This is a genomic window from Stenotrophomonas chelatiphaga (assembly GCF_001431535.1).
Lineage (GTDB): Bacteria > Pseudomonadota > Gammaproteobacteria > Xanthomonadales > Xanthomonadaceae > Stenotrophomonas > Stenotrophomonas chelatiphaga.
The window spans coordinates 14,977-30,590 of record NZ_LDJK01000030.1; the positions used below are offsets into that span (position 1 = coordinate 14,977).

Here is a 15,614-nt window from a genome sequence, read left to right on the forward strand (position 1 = left end):
TGCCCGGGGGGCGGACTGAGTTCGTCCCCCAGTTGGCAAAAGGAATCGTCAGGCCGCTTCGAAGCGGTTTTCGGCCACGTTCTTGCGCACGCTCTGCGGGTCCCAGATGCGTCCGTTCATCGCGATGTACACACCGGCCGGCAGCGACTGCACCGCGCCGATGGCGCAGCCGATGTTGAACTCCGCATCGGATCCGCGGAAGCGGGCCGGGCTCAACGCGCCGGTCATCACGATGGTCTTGTCGGGGATGGTCGACAGCACCTTGCCGGTGGCCACCATCGAGTCGGTGCCGTGGGTGACCAGCACGTGGCGGGTCGGCTGGGCGGCGATGGTGGCGCGGATCAGCTCGCGGTCGTCATCGCTGATATGCAGCGAATCCTTGCGCAGGATCGGAATGACGTTGAAGCGGAAAGTCACGCCGAGTTCGCGCAGGATCATGCCGATCTGCGGGTCGCCGATCTGGTAGTCCGATTTGTCGTCGAAGTAGATCTTGTCGATCGTGCCACCGGTGGTGACGATCAGGAGGTCTTCCATCATGGGCATGTCTTCGGAGCCTGGAACGGCGCTGCAGGAACAGGAACGCAGATGATACCGGCCCCCGGTGGGGGCGTCAGCGTTGCTTTCGGCTGAAACGGGCGCGCAGGCCGGGCAGGCTGCCGGCAAAGATCACCACCAGCGACAGGCCGATCGCCAGCCAGGCCAGCAGGCGCGTCCCGGCATCGCTCCAGGCGCTCATCACGCCATGGCTGAACCAGCCCAGCGCCAGCACGCAGGCCCAGAATCCGGCCTTGCGCCAGCCCATCCGCAGTGCGATCGCCAGCGCCAGCGGCGGGGCGGTGAACACCAGCTGGGTGGCCAGCCAATGCCGGTCATTGAAGAACCAGCACGCGTACAGTGCGGCCAGCCCCAGCAGGGCGAGCAGCAGCACGCTGCGCGCGCCCGGGGCCATCAGGCCAGCCGCCGTGCGATATCGGCGACCCGACGGCCGAGCGCGCGCGCCAGCGTGGCTTCGTCCTCGCTGGGCTGTGGATCATCGTTGGCACCGGCGACATGGCTGGCACCGTAAGGTGTGCCTCCGCTGGTGGTATGGCTCAGCGCGGCTTCTGTGAAGGGAATGCCGACGATCAGGCAGCCGTGGTGCAGCAGCGGCAGCTGCATGGACAGCAGGGTGGATTCCTGGCCGCCATGCATGGAGGCGGTGGAGGTGAACACCGCGGCCGGCTTGCCGGCCAGGGTGCCATTGACCCATTCCGCGCCCAGGCCATCCAGGAAGTGCTTCATCGGGGCGGCCATGTTGCCGAAGCGGGTAGGGCTGCCGAGCAACAGCCCGTCGCACTCGGCCAAGTCTTCCACGCTGACATACGGCGCGCCTTCATCGGGGACCGGCGGACGCGCGGTCTGGGTGACGGCGGCCACGGCGGGCACGCTGCGCAGGCGCGCGCCCATGCCGGGGACCTCGCCGATGCCCCGCGCGATCTGCCGCGCCAGCCGTGCCACCGAACCGCCTCGGCTGTAGTAGAGCACCAGGATTTCGCCCATCACCAACCCGCTTTCTCGTCCAGGAGACGCCAGTATGGCTATCCTGCGGCCATCCTGCATCGGGTACCCTTGCGCCGATGGAACCGTTGAACACGATCAATCTATGGATGGAGCGCGCGCGCGACCGTCCGCGCGCGGCAAGCTTCGGCCGTTTCCTGTGGCGGCGCTTTCTTGATGACCGCCTGTTCCAGGCCGCTGCCGCGCTGGCCTACACCACCGTGTTCGCGCTGGTACCGCTGGCGATCGTGGTGTTCGGCGTGCTGTCCGCCTTCCCGGTGTTCGACCGCTGGAGCGACCAGCTCAGCGACTACGTGTTCTCCAACTTCGTGCCCAGCGCGGCGCGCGCGGCCGAAGGCTACCTGCGGCAGTTCAGCGCCAGTGCCGGGCAGCTCACCGCTGCCGGCTTCATCGCGCTGGTGATCTCGCTGCTGATCACGCTCAACAGCGTGGAAGAGACCTTCAACCAGATCTGGCGGGTGGGATCGTCGCGGCCCAAGCTGACCCGTTTCCTGGTCTACTGGACCGTGCTGACCCTGGGCGCGATGCTGGCCGCCGCCTCGCTGGCGGTGTCGGCGCGGGTCTTTGCGCTGCCGTTGTTCGGTACCCAGGAAGGGCAGTGGCTGGCGGACTTTTCGCTGCGGCTGGCGCCGGTGCTGATCGAGTTCGTCTGCATCACGCTGGTGTACCGCGTGGTGCCGCACCACACGGTCAAATGGAAGCATGCCGTGCCCGGCGCGATCCTGGCGGCGATCCTGCTGGAACTGGTGAAGTGGGGCATTGGTGCCTACCTGGGCAGCTTCCAGTCGTACCAGAAGCTGTACGGCACCGTGGCGTTCGTGCCGATCCTGCTGCTGTGGATCTACCTGTGCTGGGTGGCGGTGCTGCTGGGGGCCTCGCTGGCTTCTTCGATGGCCGCCTTCCGCTACCAGCCGGTGGAACTGCGACTGCCGCAGGGCTACGAGTTCTATGCGCTGCTGCGCCTGCTCGGGCGCTTCCAGCAGGCGCGCGCGCTGGGCAAGGCACTGGACGAAGACGAAATCCTGCAGCACGAGCCGATGATGACCGACTCGCTGCTGCAGCAGCTGCTGTGCGACATGGAGCGCATCGCGCTGGTGCGTCGCGTGGAAAGCGGCGAGTGGATGCTGGCACGGGACCTGGATCAGCTGACCCTGGGCGACCTGTACGAATCCACCCAGCTGCGCATCCCGGTGGCCGAACAGCACCTGCCGTATCGCCAGGACAGCCTGGGCCAGGCCGCGCTGGCGGCGCTGGACGAACTGCGCCTGCCACTGCGTGAGAAACTCAAGCGTCGCGTCAGCGACATCTATCCCCCCGGAGATACGCCCCGATGAGATGCACGTTGTTGGTCGTCACCCTGTCCGTGCTGCTGGCCGCCTGCAAGCCGGCCGCCGAGCCTGCTGCGAACGCCCCGGCCGCCACCCCGCCGGCGACCGATGCGACCCCGCCGGCGCCTGCCGCCGATCCGGATGCCGCGCTGGGCGCAGCCGATGGTACCGCCGCCGCCGAGCGGGTCACCGCCGAGTTCCCCACGCTGAAGGTCAAGACCGTCGACGGCGCCGACTATGACCTGGCCGCGCATCGCGGCAAGTGGGTGGTGGTGAACTTCTGGGCCACCTGGTGCGCCCCGTGCCGCAAGGAGATGCCGGAACTGTCGGCGCTGCATGCGATGCGCAGCGAGATCGAGGTGGTCGGTCTGGCCTATGAAGAGATCGAACCGGCCGACATGCAGGCGTTCCTGAAGGAGCGCCCGGTGACCTATCCGATCGCCATCGTCGACCCGTACGATCCGCCGGCCGACTTCGCCACCCCGCGCGGCCTGCCGCTGACCCACCTGGTGGACCCGCAGGGCAAGGTGGTGCACTCGTTCGTCGGACCGGTGACGGCGGCGGACATCGAAGCGCGTATCGCCAGCAGCAAGTCCTGAGACCAGCTGGCAGGCAAGGGGCCAGGTTTCTTCTGCAGCGCAGAAGGCACCTGCCCCCGAAGCGCTGGCTCAGTCGATCGGGAACGCATCGATCGGTTCCAGCAGCGCGTAGTGCTCGCGGTGCAGCTTGCCTTTCAGCTTCGGCAGCTTCGGCAGCGCCTCGTCGACATGGGTATCGGGCAGCCGATCGAGCAGGTTGCGCACCAGGGTCAGTCGTCCCGTGCGCTGGTCGTTGAAGTCCACCAGCGTCCACGGCGCACCGGGACGGTGGGTGGCCTGCAGCATGGCTTCGCGGGCCTGGGTGTAGGCCTCGTACTTGTCGCGCGACTGCAGGTCCACCGGCGACAGCTTCCAGCCCTTCAACGGATCGGCATGGCGTTCTGCGAAACGTTCCTCCTGCTGCGCCTGGTCCACCGCCAGCCAGTACTTGAACAGCAGGATGCCGTCGTCCACCAGCAGCTGTTCGAACACCGGCGCCTGCTGCAGGAACTGCCGGTACTGCGCATCGCTGCAGTAGCCCATCACCTGTTCCACGCCGGCGCGGTTGTACCAGCTGCGGTCCATCAGCACGATCTCGCCGGCGGCGGGCAGGTGGCTGGCATAGCGCTGGAAGTACCACTGGGTGGCTTCACGGTCGGTCGGCTTGGGCAGTGCGACCACCCGGCATTGGCGTGGGTTGAGGTGCTGGCTGATGGCCTGGATGGCGCCGCCCTTGCCCGCGGTGTCGCGCCCTTCGAACAGCACCAGCACGCGCTGCCCGGTCAGCTGCACCCAACGCGCCATGGTGGCCAGTTCCAGCTGCATCGGTTCCAGCAAGGCCTCGTAGGCCTTGCGCTTGAGCTTTGCCATCGGCGACTCCGGTCAGAGGGAAGCCGCAGTGTGCCGCGTGCGCGGTTCAGGCGGTGTGCGCGCCCTGCCAGCCGTATTCGCCGGCCAGCTGCTGCAGCAGCCGGGACAGGTCGGCGGCGAAGCCGCCCATGTCGAACAGGCCGCTGCCGGCGCGTGCCTCGGCCAGCTGCGCGCGCAGCAGCGCCAGCGCGGCGGGGTCATTGCCCAGTGCCGTGGCGCGGGCGATGAAAGCGGCATCGTCGGCCACGTTCATCGCATGCAGGCCGAGGTGGTGGTTCAAGCTGCCGGCCACGCGCGCGGCGAAGGTGCCGCCGGGGCAGGTCAGGACCGGGCAGCCGGCCCACAGTGCATCCGATGCGGTGGTGTGCGCGTTGTACGGATGGGTATCCAGGAACAGGTCGGCCAGTGCATAGCGGGCCAGGTACTGCGCATGCGGCAGCTTGGCCATGAACACCAGCCGCGCCGGATCCACCCCGGCTGCGCACGCCGCATCGCGCAGGCGGGCATCGGCGCGGCCCGGCCCGGACAGCAGCCACAGCACGCTGCCGGGTACGCCCTGCAGCACCTGCAAGGCACGCGCCATGCTGCGCGGATTCAATTTGTAGCTGTTGTTGAAACAGCAGAACACCACGCCGTGCTCCGGCAGGCCGCAGGCGGCGCGCGACGGTGCCGGCAGCAGCAGGCGGGTGTTGTCCGAAGGCTGGAAGGCACGCGGCAGGCGCAGCACGCGTTCGCTGAACTGTGCGTCCAGCGCGGCCGGCAGCACGAACGCATCGGCCAGCACCACGTCCATCCACGGCGCGCCGGAGGTGCCCGGATACGCAAGCCAGTTGACCTGCAGGGGCGCCGGGCGCAGCGCCAGCACTTCCGGCGCACCGCCGCCGCCCCAGCCGCGCAGGTCGAACAGCACGTCGATGCCTTCGGCGCGGATCCGTGCCGCCACGTCGGCATGCCGCAGGCCGGCCACCTCATGCAGGCGGGTGGCGGCAGTCAGGCGCTGCCGGATGGGGCTGCCATCGTCGCGGTTGAGCGCGAACAGATGGATATCCAGCGCCGGGTCCTGCCGCAGCTGTTCGAACACCGCCACGGTCAGCAGGCCGGTGGGGTGCGCGCCGAAGCCATTGGAGAGCAGGCCGATCCGCAGCGGGCCGCGTTGCCGCACCGCGGTCGGCGGCAGCGGCCGCACGCCGCTGAACTGCGCCGCGCGCAGCCGCGCACAGGCCAGCTGTTCGGCGGCACTGGCGTCTTCGCTGAGGAAGGCGAACGGTTCCACCGCGCCGCGGCCGCTGGCCACGGCATCGCGGACCTGCCGCGACAGCGCATCGATGTCCTGCCAGTCACACAGGCGGCGCTGCCAGGCCAGCCGCTGCGCGGCGATGTAGGGCTCGTCGGGCAGCAGCGCGTGGGCGCGTCGGTACGCATCCGCCGCGCCTTCGGCATCGCCGGCATCTTCCAGTGCGTGGCCCAGCCACAATGCGATGCCAGGGTGCTGCGGCGCGCCGGCCGCGGCCTCGCCAAGCAGCTGGGCGGCATCGCCGTGCGCGCCGGCCATCCACGCCACCCGGCCCAGCCGGGCCAGCGCTTCGGGATGCCGCGGACGCAGCTGCAGGGCACGCCGCGCGGCCTGTTCACCGGCTGCCAGGTCGCCGGCTTCCAGTTCGGCATCGGCCAGCATCACCCAGGCGATGAAGTCCGCCGGCTGGCGGCGGACCGCCTGCTGCAGCTGCTGGCGCTGGCTGGCCGGCTGCATCAGGGCGACGCGGCCAGCTGGGCCAGTGCGTCGGCCTGGTGTTCCTGCGAAAGCCGCTGCAGCAAGGCATCCATGTCGCCGGCCATCACGTTGGGCAGGTCATACAGCGTCAGTCCCTCCACGCGGTGGTCGGTGATGCGGCCCTGCGGAAAGCTGTAGGTGCGGATGCGCTGGCTGCGGTCGCCGCTGCCGACCTGCAGGCGTCGGGATTCGGCCTGCGCTGCATCCTGGCGCGAACGCTCGGCATCCAGCAGCTGCGCTTTCAGGCGCTTCATCGCCTTGTCGCGGTTGGCGTGCTGGCTGCGCTCGGTCTGGCATTCCACCACCACACCGGTCGGGACATGGGTGATGCGGATGGCCGATTCGGTCTTGTTGACGTGCTGGCCACCGGCGCCGGAGGAGCGGAACGTATCCACCCGCAGGTCGGCCGGATTGATCTGTATCTCGTCGATTTCATCGGCTTCGGGGATGATCGCCACCGTCGCCGCCGAGGTATGGATGCGGCCCTGCGATTCGGTCGCCGGCACCCGCTGCACGCGGTGCGTGCCGGATTCGAATTTCAGCCGCGAGAACGCGCCGCGCCCGACCACCCGGGCCACCACTTCCTTGTAGCCGCCGTGTTCGCCGGGGCTGTCCGATTCGACTTCCACCTTCCAGCCCTGGCGTTCGGCGTAGCGGGCATACATGCGGAACAGGTCGCCGGCGAAGATCGCCGCTTCGTCGCCGCCGGTGCCGGCGCGCACTTCCAGGAACAGGTTGCCCTCATCACGCGGGTCGCGCGGCACCAGCAGCAGCGCCAGGTCATGGTCCAGCTGCGCCAGGCGGGCCTGCGCGGCGTCCACTTCTTCGTCGGCCAGCTCACGCAGGTCCGGGTCGGCGCGCATCGCCTCGGCGGCGGCAAGGTCGTCCTTGGCGCGGCGCTCTTCGGCCAGCGCGGTGGCCACCGGTTCCAGCTGCGCGAACTCGCGCGAAAGATCGCGGAAGCGCTTGTTGTCGGCCACCACGCTGGGGTCGGAAAGCAGGCGTTCGAGTTCTTCGCGGCGCTCGGCCAGCGCTTCAAGCTTACGGCGCAGGGTCGGCGTCATCAGGTCTCACGGCAGGATGGTGGTATCCCGGCTGCGCCGGGAACAGGCGCTCGGCGGCGCGGGTCAGGTCGGCATCGCCGGTCAGCGCGGCGGCGCGCAGGGCGGCGGTGGGCGGGTGCAGCAGGCGGTTGGTCAGGCCATGGGCGAGCAGTTCCAGTACTTCGTCGGCCGGCTTGCCGTTGGCCAGCTGTGCCCGCGCCCGTTCCAGCATTTCCGCGCGGGTGGTTTCGCCGAACGCGCGCAGCTGCTTCAGCGGCGCATGGTGTGCGCCCGCCTGCTGGGTTTCCACGAAACGGGCGACCTGCAGCTCGATGATGGCTTCGGCTTCAGCGGCGGCCTCGCGGCGCCCGCGGCGGTTGTCTTCCACCGCCCGTTCCAGGTCGTCCACGGTGTACAGGAAGGCATCGGCGAGTGTGGCCACGCTGGCTTCGATGTCACGCGGCACGGCCAGGTCGAACAGCAGCATCGGCTTGTGCCGGCGGGCACGCAGCGCCGCGGCCACCGCGTCGCGGTGGATCACCGGCTCGCGCGCGGCGGTGGCGGAGAACACGATGTCCGCTTCGGCAAGATGGCGGTCCAGCTCGGCCAGCGGCAAGGCCACCCCGCCGTGCCGGCTGGCCAGGTCCTGGGCGTGGGCCAGGGTGCGGTTGGCGATCAGCAGGCGGCGCACCTTGCCATCGCTGAGGTGGCGCGCGGCCAGTTCGATGGTCTCCCCGGCGCCGACCAGCAGCACGGTGGAATCGTCCAGCCGCGCGAACGAGTTCTGCGCCAGCCGCACGGCGGCAGAAGCCACCGAGACCGGATTGGCGCCGACCTGGGTATCGGTGCGGGCGCGCTTGGCCACCGAGAAGGTCTGCTGGAACAGCCGGTCCAGGCGCTGGCCGAGCAGGCCGTGTTCGCGCGCCACCGACCAGGCGTCCTTCACCTGGCCCAGGATCTGCGGTTCGCCCAGCACCATCGAATCCAGCCCGGTGGCGACCCGGAACAGGTGGCGCACCGCATCGGCGTCGGCATGCTGGTACAGGTAGCCCTGCAGGTCACCGGCCTGGCCCTGCAGCCACTGGTTCAGGGCGGCTTCGGAGTCGGCCACCGCATACAGTTCGGTGCGGTTGCAGGTGGACAGCAGCACTGCCTCGGCGATCTGCGGGGTGTCGCGCAGCGAACCGAGCGCGCGCGGCAACGCCTCACCGGCGAAGGCCGCGCGTTCGCGCAGGTCCACCGGTGCGGTCTGGTGATTCAGTCCGAGCACCCACAGGGTCATTGTTCAGTTGCTTGCGATAAGCTGCTGGCCATAGGCACACATTTTAAGGCCCCAATGCCGTCGATGCCCGCATTGATTCGCATCTCCAGTGTTCTGCTGCTCAGCCTGATGGCGGGCGAAGCGCTGGCAGCCCCCTCCATCGCCCGCGTACTGGACCAGGCCGAACGTGCCCAGGAGCCTTCGCTGGAGCCTGCGCTGGTGGGCGAATTCGCCCTGCAGGCGGGCAAATTGCCCGACTCGGCGGCGCAGTACCTGCTGGCCGCGCAGGCCAGTGAAGGGGATGCCGGGCTGGCCGAACGTGCCACCCGGATCGCCATGCTGGCCAATGATGATGCCCGTGCCGCGCAGGCGCTGGCCTTGTGGCAGCAGCGCGCACCGCGCTCGCTGGCGATGCGCAGTGCCGCCGCGGCGCTGGCAATGCGGCAGGGCAAGCCCGAGGTGGCAGAAGCCGAACTGAAGGCGCTGCTGGCCGCACCCGGCGAGGAGGGCTGGCGCTTCAGCCTGGCCGCGCTGGTCGGTGGCGGGCGCGACCCGGGAGTGCCGGCGCAGGTGCTGGAAGCCCTTGTCGAGGCCGATGCGATCCCCAACCGGATCGAGGTCTGGCAGGAGTTCGGCCGGCTGGCGATGCGCATGGACAAGCCGGAACTGGCCCAGCGCATGGTGGACCAGGTGGTACGCCGCTTCCCGCAGGACCCGCGCGTGGCGCTGCTGCGGGCCAGCCAGCTGCAGCAGACCGGGCATACCGCTGAAGCGGTCACCGTGCTGCAGGCACTGGAGCCGCAGACCCGCACCAGCGTCGACCTGCGCAATGCGGTGGCCATTGCCTACGACAGCATGAACGAGGCGGTGGCTGCCGAGCGCGTGCTGTCCAGCGGACCGCAGGACACCCAGACCTACGGCATGCGCGCATCGCTGTTGGCCAAGCAGGATGACGCCACCGCGCTGACCGCGCTGTACACCGAGCTGTCGCGTGCGGCCAGCAAGCCAGATCCGGCGCAGCGCCTGCTGCTGGGCAAGATCGCCGAATACCTCAAGCGCTACCAGGAGGCGGTGGACTGGTACCACAGCGTGCCCGGGGGCGAGGAACTGAGCGAAGCCCGGCTGCGCGCGGCCAACGCGCAGGGCCTGCTCGGCAACCAGGCCAAGGCGCTGGAAGAGGTGCGCGCCGTGCAGTCCGATGCGGTGCTGGCCGAAGAAGCCCGCCGCGACGCCTACCTGCTGGAAGCCGAGCTGCGCCTGCGCGCCGGCGACGAGGCCGGCGAGCTGGACGCGCTGGCCCGTGGGCTGGCCGCGTATCCCGATGAAAACGCGCTGCTGTACGCCCGCGCGCTGGCCTGGGAGCGCCGCGATGACATCCCGCGTGCGGAGGCCGACCTGCGCAAGGTGCTGATCACCGAACCTGAAAACGTCGCCGCGTTGAATGCCTTGGGCTACACCCTGGCCGACCGCACCCACCGCTACCAGGAGGCGCTGGAGCTGATCGACCGCGCCCGCGTGGCCGAGCCGGACAACCCGGCCATCATCGACAGCCATGGCTGGGTGCTGTATCGGCTGGGGCGCAACGAAGAGGCGCTGGTGCAGCTGCGTCGTGCCTACGGGCTGGCCAAGGATGCCGAGATCGCCGTGCACCTGGGCGAAGTGCTGTGGGTGAGCGGCCGGCAGGACGAGGCGCGCCGTTACTTCGACGAGGCCGCCAGGCTGGACCCTGACAACCGCGCGCTGCAGCGCGTCCGCGAGACCCTGAAACCATGATGCATTCAATGATCCGGCCGCTGCTGTTGGCCGCGGCCACGGTGGCGCTGGCCGCCTGTACGTCGGTCGGCTCGCAGAAGACGCCGGTGCCGGACGTGGCCTATACCGTTTCGCCGGCCGCCGAACGTGCCGAAGCGGCACGCGTGCAGGCGCTGCGGGCACAGCCGGACTGGTCGTTCCAGGGGCGGGTGGCGGTCAGCAAGGGAAAGAACGGCGGCAGCGGCCGGATCGACTGGGAGCAGCAGGGCAGTGCCTACCAGGTGCAGCTGAGCGCCCCGGTGACCCGGCAGAGCTGGCGCCTGCAGGGCGACGCCCTGCAGGGCAGCGGCCGGCTGGAAGGCCTGGACGGTGGTCCGCGCGAGGGTGCGGATGCGCAGGCGGTGCTGCTCGCGGCGACCGGCTGGGACATCCCGGTCAACCAGCTGCCCGACTGGACCCGTGGACTGGTGTTGGAAGGCAGCGGCGAAGCCGCCCTGCAGCGTGACGCCGAAGGGCGCCCGCGCCAGCTGCGGCAGGCCGGGTGGCAGGTGGATTACCTGGACTGGTACCCCGCGCAGGACGGCCGGCAGTCGCTGCCGCGGCGCATCGAAGCCAGCAAGGGCGAGGCCAAGGTGCGGCTGGTGGTCGACCAGTGGGGCGAGGCCAACCCATGAATCCGTCGTGTGATGACGCCGATGACTGGTCCTGGTGGCCGGCGCCGGCGAAGCTGAACCTGTTCCTTCATATCACCGGCCGTCGCGCCGATGGCTACCACCAGTTGCAGACCGTGTTCCGGCTGCTCGACTGGGGTGACCGGATCGGCCTGCGGCTGCGCCAGGATGGGCTGATACGCCGCCACGGCGCGTCGCTTCCCGGTGTCGCCGAGGCTGATGACCTGGCGGTAAGGGCAGCAGTTGCGCTTAAAAAAGCCGCGAAAAGCGATCAGGGCGTGGATATCGTCGTCGAAAAGCACGTCCCAGCCGGTGGTGGCTTTGGCGGTGGGTCGTCCGACGCGGCGACCGTGCTGGTGGCTTTGAACCGGCTCTGGCGCACCGGGCTCGACCCGGATGCGCTGGCCGCGCTGGGCCTGCAGCTGGGGGCGGACGTGCCGGTTTTCGTGCGCGGACACAACGCCTGGGCCGAAGGCATCGGCGAGCAGCTGACCCCCATCGACCTGCCGCCGGCGTGGTACGTGATCGCCGATCCGGGGGTCCACGTGCCCACGCCGGCCCTTTTTGCAGATCCGGATTTGACGCGCGACAGTCCAATGGCGAAAATAGAGGACTTCGTTTCCGGATACCTGTCCGGCAATGCGTTCGAACCGGTGCTGCGCCGTCGCGAGCCTGCCGTAGAGGCCGTGCTTGCTGCGTTGAGCAACATCGGCACGGCGCGGCTGACAGGGTCGGGAAGTGGGTGCTTCGTCGAGTTCCCTTCGCAGCAGGCTGCGCAGGCGGGCAGGGCGGGGTTGTCCAAGGAGTTGCGGGCGTGGGTGGTGGCGGGCGTTGGCCGGTCACCACTGCTGGATGCACTCGAGCGTAACTGATTCATTTGATGCAGGGGCGTCGCCAAGAGGCCCAAGGCACCAGGTTTTGATCCTGGCATTCGGAGGTTCGAATCCTCCCGCCCCTGCCACTTGCGGCTTGGTCCGCGCCAACCAGCGCAGCTGTCTGCGCGGGACGTGGAAATGCCGTGGTGCAATCAGCCGCAGGGGCCTTCGGGTGCCTGGGGTTACCCGATCTCCGCCACTCGCCCCCGCCCGAGACAATCATGATGCAAGATTCGCCCAACCTGCTGGTGTTTTCCGGCAACGCCAACAAACGCCTCGCACAGAACATCTGCAAGGAACTGGGCGTGCGTCCGGGCAAGGCACTGGTGTCGCACTTCTCCGATGGTGAAGTGCAGGTGGAAATCGAAGAGAACGTCCGCAAGCAGGACGTCTTCGTGATCCAGCCGACCAGCGCGCCGAGCGCAGAGAATCTGATGGAACTGCTGGTGCTGATCGACGCGCTCAAGCGCGCATCGGTGGCCAGCGTCACCGCCGTGGTGCCGTACTTCGGCTACTCGCGCCAGGATCGCCGCATGCGGTCTTCGCGCGTGCCGATCACCGCCAAGCTGGCGGCGAAGATGTTCAGCACCGCCGGTGCCGATCGGGTGTTGACCGTGGACCTGCATGCCGACCAGATCCAGGGCTTCTTCGACATCCCGGTGGACAACGTATATGCCTCGCCGCTGCTGCTTGCCGATATCTGGCGCGCCTACGGCACCGAAAACCTGATCGTGGTGTCCCCGGACGTGGGTGGTGTGGTGCGTGCGCGCGCCGTGGCCAAGCGCCTGGACGACGCCGACCTGGCGATCATCGACAAGCGCCGTCCGCGCGCCAACGTCTCCACCGTGATGAACATCATCGGTGACGTCGAAGGCAAGACCTGCGTGATGGTCGATGACATCGTCGATACCGCCGGCACCCTGTGCGCCGCTGCTGCTGCCCTGAAGGCGCGCGGTGCGCTCAAGGTCGCCGCGTACTGCACCCACGCGGTGCTGTCCGGCCCGGCGGTGGACAACATCACCAATTCCCAGCTCGATGAGCTGGTGGTGACCGACACCATCCCGCTGAAGGACGCCGCGCGCGTGTGCAGCAAGATCCGCCAGCTGAGCGTGGCGGAGATGCTGGCCGAGACGATGCGCCGCATCGCCTTCGGTGAGTCGGTCAGCTCGTTGTACGTGGATTGATTTTTTTTCGTCCCCGCCGGTAACGGCAGGGACCTCCAAGGGCACTTCTGGTCGCGGAAGTGCCTTCATCCGCCCCGCCACACGGCAGGGCACCCAACAGGTAGTAGAAAATGTCCAAGACCCATGAAATCAAGGTCACCAAGCGTGAACTGCAGCGCAAGGGTGCGAGCCGCCGCCTGCGTCACGCTGGCGTGATCCCGGCGATCGTCTACGGCGGCAACGCCGAGCCGGTCGCCATCAGCCTTGACCACAATGAAATCTGGCTGGCCCAGTACAACGATTGGTTCTACTCGTCCATCCTGGACCTGAACCTCGATGGCAAGGTCGAGCGCGTGCTGCTGCGTGACATGCAGCGCCACCCGTTCAAGCAGCTGATCCTGCACCTGGATTTCCTGCGCGTGAACGAGAACGAAGTCCTGACCGCTTCGGTGCCGCTGCACTTCATCAATGAAGAAACCTCGCCGGCCGGCAAGGCTTCGGACATCGTGGTCACCCACGAAGTGAAGGAAGTCACCGTGTCCTGCCTGCCGAAGGACCTGCCGGAGTCGATCGAAGTCGACCTGGGCGCCCTGGAAGCCGGTGGCGTGATCCATCTGTCCGACCTCAAGCTGCCGAAGGGCGTTGAGCTGCCGGCGCTGGCGCTGGGCAAGGATCACGACGATGCCGTGGTCACTGCCAAGCACGGCAAGGAAGATGCTGCCGACGCTGCTGAAGACGCAGAAGCCGCAGAGTAATGCCGTTGCGGCGCCTGTCCTCCGGGACGGGCGCCGTACCTGCCGGCAGCGCTGGCAGGCCGTGACAGGAAGAGACAATGGCAGGATTGCGACTGATCGTCGGCCTGGGCAACCCAGGTGCCGAGCACGCCCGGACCCGGCACAACGCTGGGTTTCATTTTGTGGAGGCCCTGGCCGAAAAGGCGGGCGCACGCTGGAGCGTGGACAGCAAGCTGTTCGGCGAGACCGCCAAGGTCGATATCGCAGGCCAGCCGGTCTGGCTGCTGAAGCCGGCCACGTACATGAACCTCAGTGGCAAGTCGGTGACTGCCGCGCAGCGGTTCTGGAAGATCGAACCCGAAGAAACCCTGCTGGCCCACGACGAACTGGACCTGCCGCCGGGTGCGGCGCGCTTGAAGTTCGATGGCGGCCACGGCGGGCAGAACGGCCTTCGCGATACCATCCGCCTGCTCGGGCATGCTCGCTTCCATCGCCTGCGCGTGGGCATCGGCCATCCCGGCCACAAGGATCGCGTGGTGCCGTGGGTGTTGGGACGTGCATCGAAGGACGACGACGTGCTGATCGCGCGCGCCATCGATGATGCGATCGACGTGCTGCCGTTGGCGGTGCAGGGTGATTTCAGCGAGGCGATGAAGCGCCTGCACACCCCGAAGTAACCCAGAAGCGTGATGGCGCCGGGCCCTGCCCGGCGGCGGTACGACGAAAATGATTTGCCAAACAGCGCGTGCGCTTTTTCGCCAATCACTTTCACCCCAAAGGTTGTCGAACATGGGTATCAAATGCGGAATCGTCGGCCTGCCCAACGTGGGCAAGTCGACGCTGTTCAATGCGCTGACCAAGGCGGGTATCGCCGCGGCCAACTTCCCGTTCTGCACGATCGAGCCGAACGTCGGCATCGTGCCGGTGCCGGATCCGCGGCTGAACGAACTGGCGGGCATCATCAATCCGCAGAAGGTCATCCCGACGGCGGTCGAGTTCGTCGACATCGCCGGCCTGGTGGCCGGTGCGGCCAGCGGTGAAGGCCTGGGCAACAAGTTCCTGGCGCACATCCGCGAAGTGGATGCGATCACCCACGTGGTGCGCTGCTTCGAGAACGCCGACGTCATCCACGTCAACAACAAGGTTGATCCGCTGTCGGACATCGACACCATCGATACCGAGCTGGCGCTGGCTGACCTGGACAGCGTGGAGAAGGCGCTGAACCGCGCCGAGCGTTCGGCCAAGGGCGGTGACAAGGAGGCAGCGGCACGCAAGCCGGTGCTGGCCAAGCTGCAGGCGGCGCTGGCCGACGGCAAGGCCGGCCGTGCGGCCGGCCTGGACGAAGAAGAAAAGGCGCTGGTACGCGATCTGTTCCTGCTGACGCTCAAGCCGGTGATGTACATCGCCAACGTGCTGGAAGATGGCTTCGAGAACAATCCGCACCTGGATGCCGTGCGTGCGCGCGCTGCCGAAGAGGGGGCCAAGGTGGTGCCGGTCTCGGCGGCGATCGAAGAAGAGCTGTCGCAGCTGGATGACGAAGACCGCGATACCTTCCTGGCCGATCTCGGCTTGACCGAGCCGGGTCTGAACCGCGTCATCAACGCGGCTTACCAGCTGCTGGGCCTGCAGACCTATTTCACCGCTGGCGTGAAGGAAGTCCGTGCCTGGACCGTGCGCAAGGGCGCCACCGCGCCGCAGGCCGCTGCGGTCATCCACACCGATTTCGAGAAGGGCTTCATCCGCGCCGAAACCATCGCTTACGACGACTTCATCAAGTTCAAGGGCGAAGCCGGTGCCAAGGAAGCCGGGCGGTTGCGCCTGGAAGGCAAGGAATACCGCGTGCAGGAAGGCGACGTGCTGCACTTCCGCTTCAACGTCTGATCCTGCAACGGGCGATCGGAAGCCCCGCCTGCGGGCGAACGGCAGGGCCCCTCGTGGTGGGGCGCGCCTGATTGGTTCGTGCGGTTGGGCTGGGCGGGTGGGCGCTGCGGGGGACGGCAGAAGCCGCTCC

16 protein-coding genes and 1 tRNA gene are annotated in these 15,614 nt (G+C 68.2%); 10 read left to right on the forward strand and 7 right to left on the reverse strand.

Annotated features, from left to right (window positions below):
- Positions 1 to 48: 48 nt before the first annotated feature.
- From ABB28_RS07945 to wrbA, 3 genes are all read right to left on the reverse strand, one after another.
- Positions 49 to 534 carry an asparaginase domain-containing protein gene (locus tag ABB28_RS07945; RefSeq protein ID WP_057508134.1) on the reverse strand — a complete coding sequence of 162 codons (486 nt, stop codon included), beginning with the start codon at positions 532 to 534 and terminating at the stop codon, positions 49 to 51.
- A gap of 76 nt (positions 535 to 610) precedes the next feature.
- Positions 611 to 949: a DUF2069 domain-containing protein gene (locus tag ABB28_RS07950; RefSeq protein ID WP_083491972.1), complete on the reverse strand. Its 339-nt coding sequence runs from the start codon at positions 947 to 949 to the stop codon at positions 611 to 613.
- Positions 949 to 1,539, reverse strand: a complete 591-nt coding sequence (gene wrbA / locus ABB28_RS07955; RefSeq protein ID WP_057508135.1) for an NAD(P)H:quinone oxidoreductase — start codon at positions 1,537 to 1,539, stop codon at positions 949 to 951. The genes ABB28_RS07950 and wrbA overlap by 1 nt, the downstream gene beginning before the upstream one ends.
- A 77-nt stretch (positions 1,540 to 1,616) precedes the next feature.
- On the opposite strand from wrbA, the gene ABB28_RS07960 reads away from it, so the two are divergent.
- Both ABB28_RS07960 and ABB28_RS07965 read left to right on the forward strand, forming a co-directional pair.
- On the forward strand, positions 1,617 to 2,891 hold the full coding sequence (locus tag ABB28_RS07960) for a YihY family inner membrane protein (RefSeq protein WP_057508122.1): 1,275 nt from the start codon (positions 1,617 to 1,619) through the stop codon (positions 2,889 to 2,891).
- A complete protein-coding gene (locus ABB28_RS07965; protein WP_057508123.1) occupies positions 2,888 to 3,484 on the forward strand; it encodes a TlpA family protein disulfide reductase in 597 nt (198 codons plus the stop codon). The genes ABB28_RS07960 and ABB28_RS07965 overlap by 4 nt, the downstream gene beginning before the upstream one ends.
- 69 nt (positions 3,485 to 3,553) lie before the next feature.
- Here the strand turns inward: ABB28_RS07965 and ppk2 are convergent, their stop codons facing one another.
- The 4 genes from ppk2 to hemA are packed head-to-tail and all read right to left on the reverse strand — an operon-like array spanning position 3,554 to position 8,429.
- Positions 3,554 to 4,333 (reverse strand): polyphosphate kinase 2, encoded by a 780-nt coding sequence (gene ppk2 / locus ABB28_RS07970; protein WP_057508124.1) that lies wholly within the window; start codon positions 4,331 to 4,333, stop codon positions 3,554 to 3,556.
- 46 nt (positions 4,334 to 4,379) lie between these two features.
- Positions 4,380 to 6,083 (reverse strand): O-linked N-acetylglucosamine transferase, SPINDLY family protein, encoded by a 1,704-nt coding sequence (locus tag ABB28_RS07975; RefSeq protein WP_057508125.1) that lies wholly within the window; start codon positions 6,081 to 6,083, stop codon positions 4,380 to 4,382.
- A complete protein-coding gene (gene prfA, locus ABB28_RS07980; RefSeq protein ID WP_057508126.1) occupies positions 6,083 to 7,168 on the reverse strand; it encodes a peptide chain release factor 1 in 1,086 nt (361 codons plus the stop codon). Before prfA ends, ABB28_RS07975 begins: the two co-directional genes overlap by 1 nt.
- The gene (gene hemA / locus ABB28_RS07985; protein WP_057508127.1) at positions 7,146 to 8,429 is read right to left on the reverse strand and encodes a glutamyl-tRNA reductase; all 1,284 of its coding nucleotides are present in this window, start codon (positions 8,427 to 8,429) and stop codon (positions 7,146 to 7,148) included. The genes prfA and hemA overlap by 23 nt, the downstream gene beginning before the upstream one ends.
- A gap of 63 nt (positions 8,430 to 8,492) precedes the next feature.
- On the opposite strand from hemA, the gene ABB28_RS07990 reads away from it, so the two are divergent.
- From ABB28_RS07990 to ychF, 8 genes are all read left to right on the forward strand, one after another.
- Entirely contained in the window at positions 8,493 to 10,181 is a 1,689-nt protein-coding gene (locus ABB28_RS07990; protein ID WP_185000261.1) for a tetratricopeptide repeat protein, read from the forward strand.
- A complete protein-coding gene (gene lolB, locus ABB28_RS07995) occupies positions 10,181 to 10,834 on the forward strand; it encodes a lipoprotein insertase outer membrane protein LolB (RefSeq protein ID WP_425479534.1) in 654 nt (217 codons plus the stop codon). Before ABB28_RS07990 ends, lolB begins: the two co-directional genes overlap by 1 nt.
- Positions 10,831 to 11,703, forward strand: a complete 873-nt coding sequence (gene ispE, locus ABB28_RS08000; protein ID WP_057508130.1) for a 4-(cytidine 5'-diphospho)-2-C-methyl-D-erythritol kinase — start codon at positions 10,831 to 10,833, stop codon at positions 11,701 to 11,703. The genes lolB and ispE overlap by 4 nt, the downstream gene beginning before the upstream one ends.
- 12 nt (positions 11,704 to 11,715) lie before the next feature.
- Positions 11,716 to 11,792, forward strand: a tRNA-Gln gene (locus ABB28_RS08005).
- A gap of 138 nt (positions 11,793 to 11,930) precedes the next feature.
- A complete protein-coding gene (locus ABB28_RS08010) occupies positions 11,931 to 12,890 on the forward strand; it encodes a ribose-phosphate diphosphokinase (RefSeq protein ID WP_042614861.1) in 960 nt (319 codons plus the stop codon).
- 110 nt (positions 12,891 to 13,000) lie between these two features.
- Entirely contained in the window at positions 13,001 to 13,624 is a 624-nt protein-coding gene (locus ABB28_RS08015; RefSeq protein ID WP_042614860.1) for a 50S ribosomal protein L25/general stress protein Ctc, read from the forward strand.
- 77 nt (positions 13,625 to 13,701) lie between these two features.
- A complete protein-coding gene (gene pth / locus ABB28_RS08020; RefSeq protein WP_057508131.1) occupies positions 13,702 to 14,280 on the forward strand; it encodes an aminoacyl-tRNA hydrolase in 579 nt (192 codons plus the stop codon).
- A 112-nt stretch (positions 14,281 to 14,392) separates the two neighbouring features.
- Positions 14,393 to 15,484: a redox-regulated ATPase YchF gene (ychF, locus tag ABB28_RS08025; protein ID WP_057508132.1), complete on the forward strand. Its 1,092-nt coding sequence runs from the start codon at positions 14,393 to 14,395 to the stop codon at positions 15,482 to 15,484.
- The last annotated feature ends 130 nt before the right edge of the window (positions 15,485 to 15,614 follow it).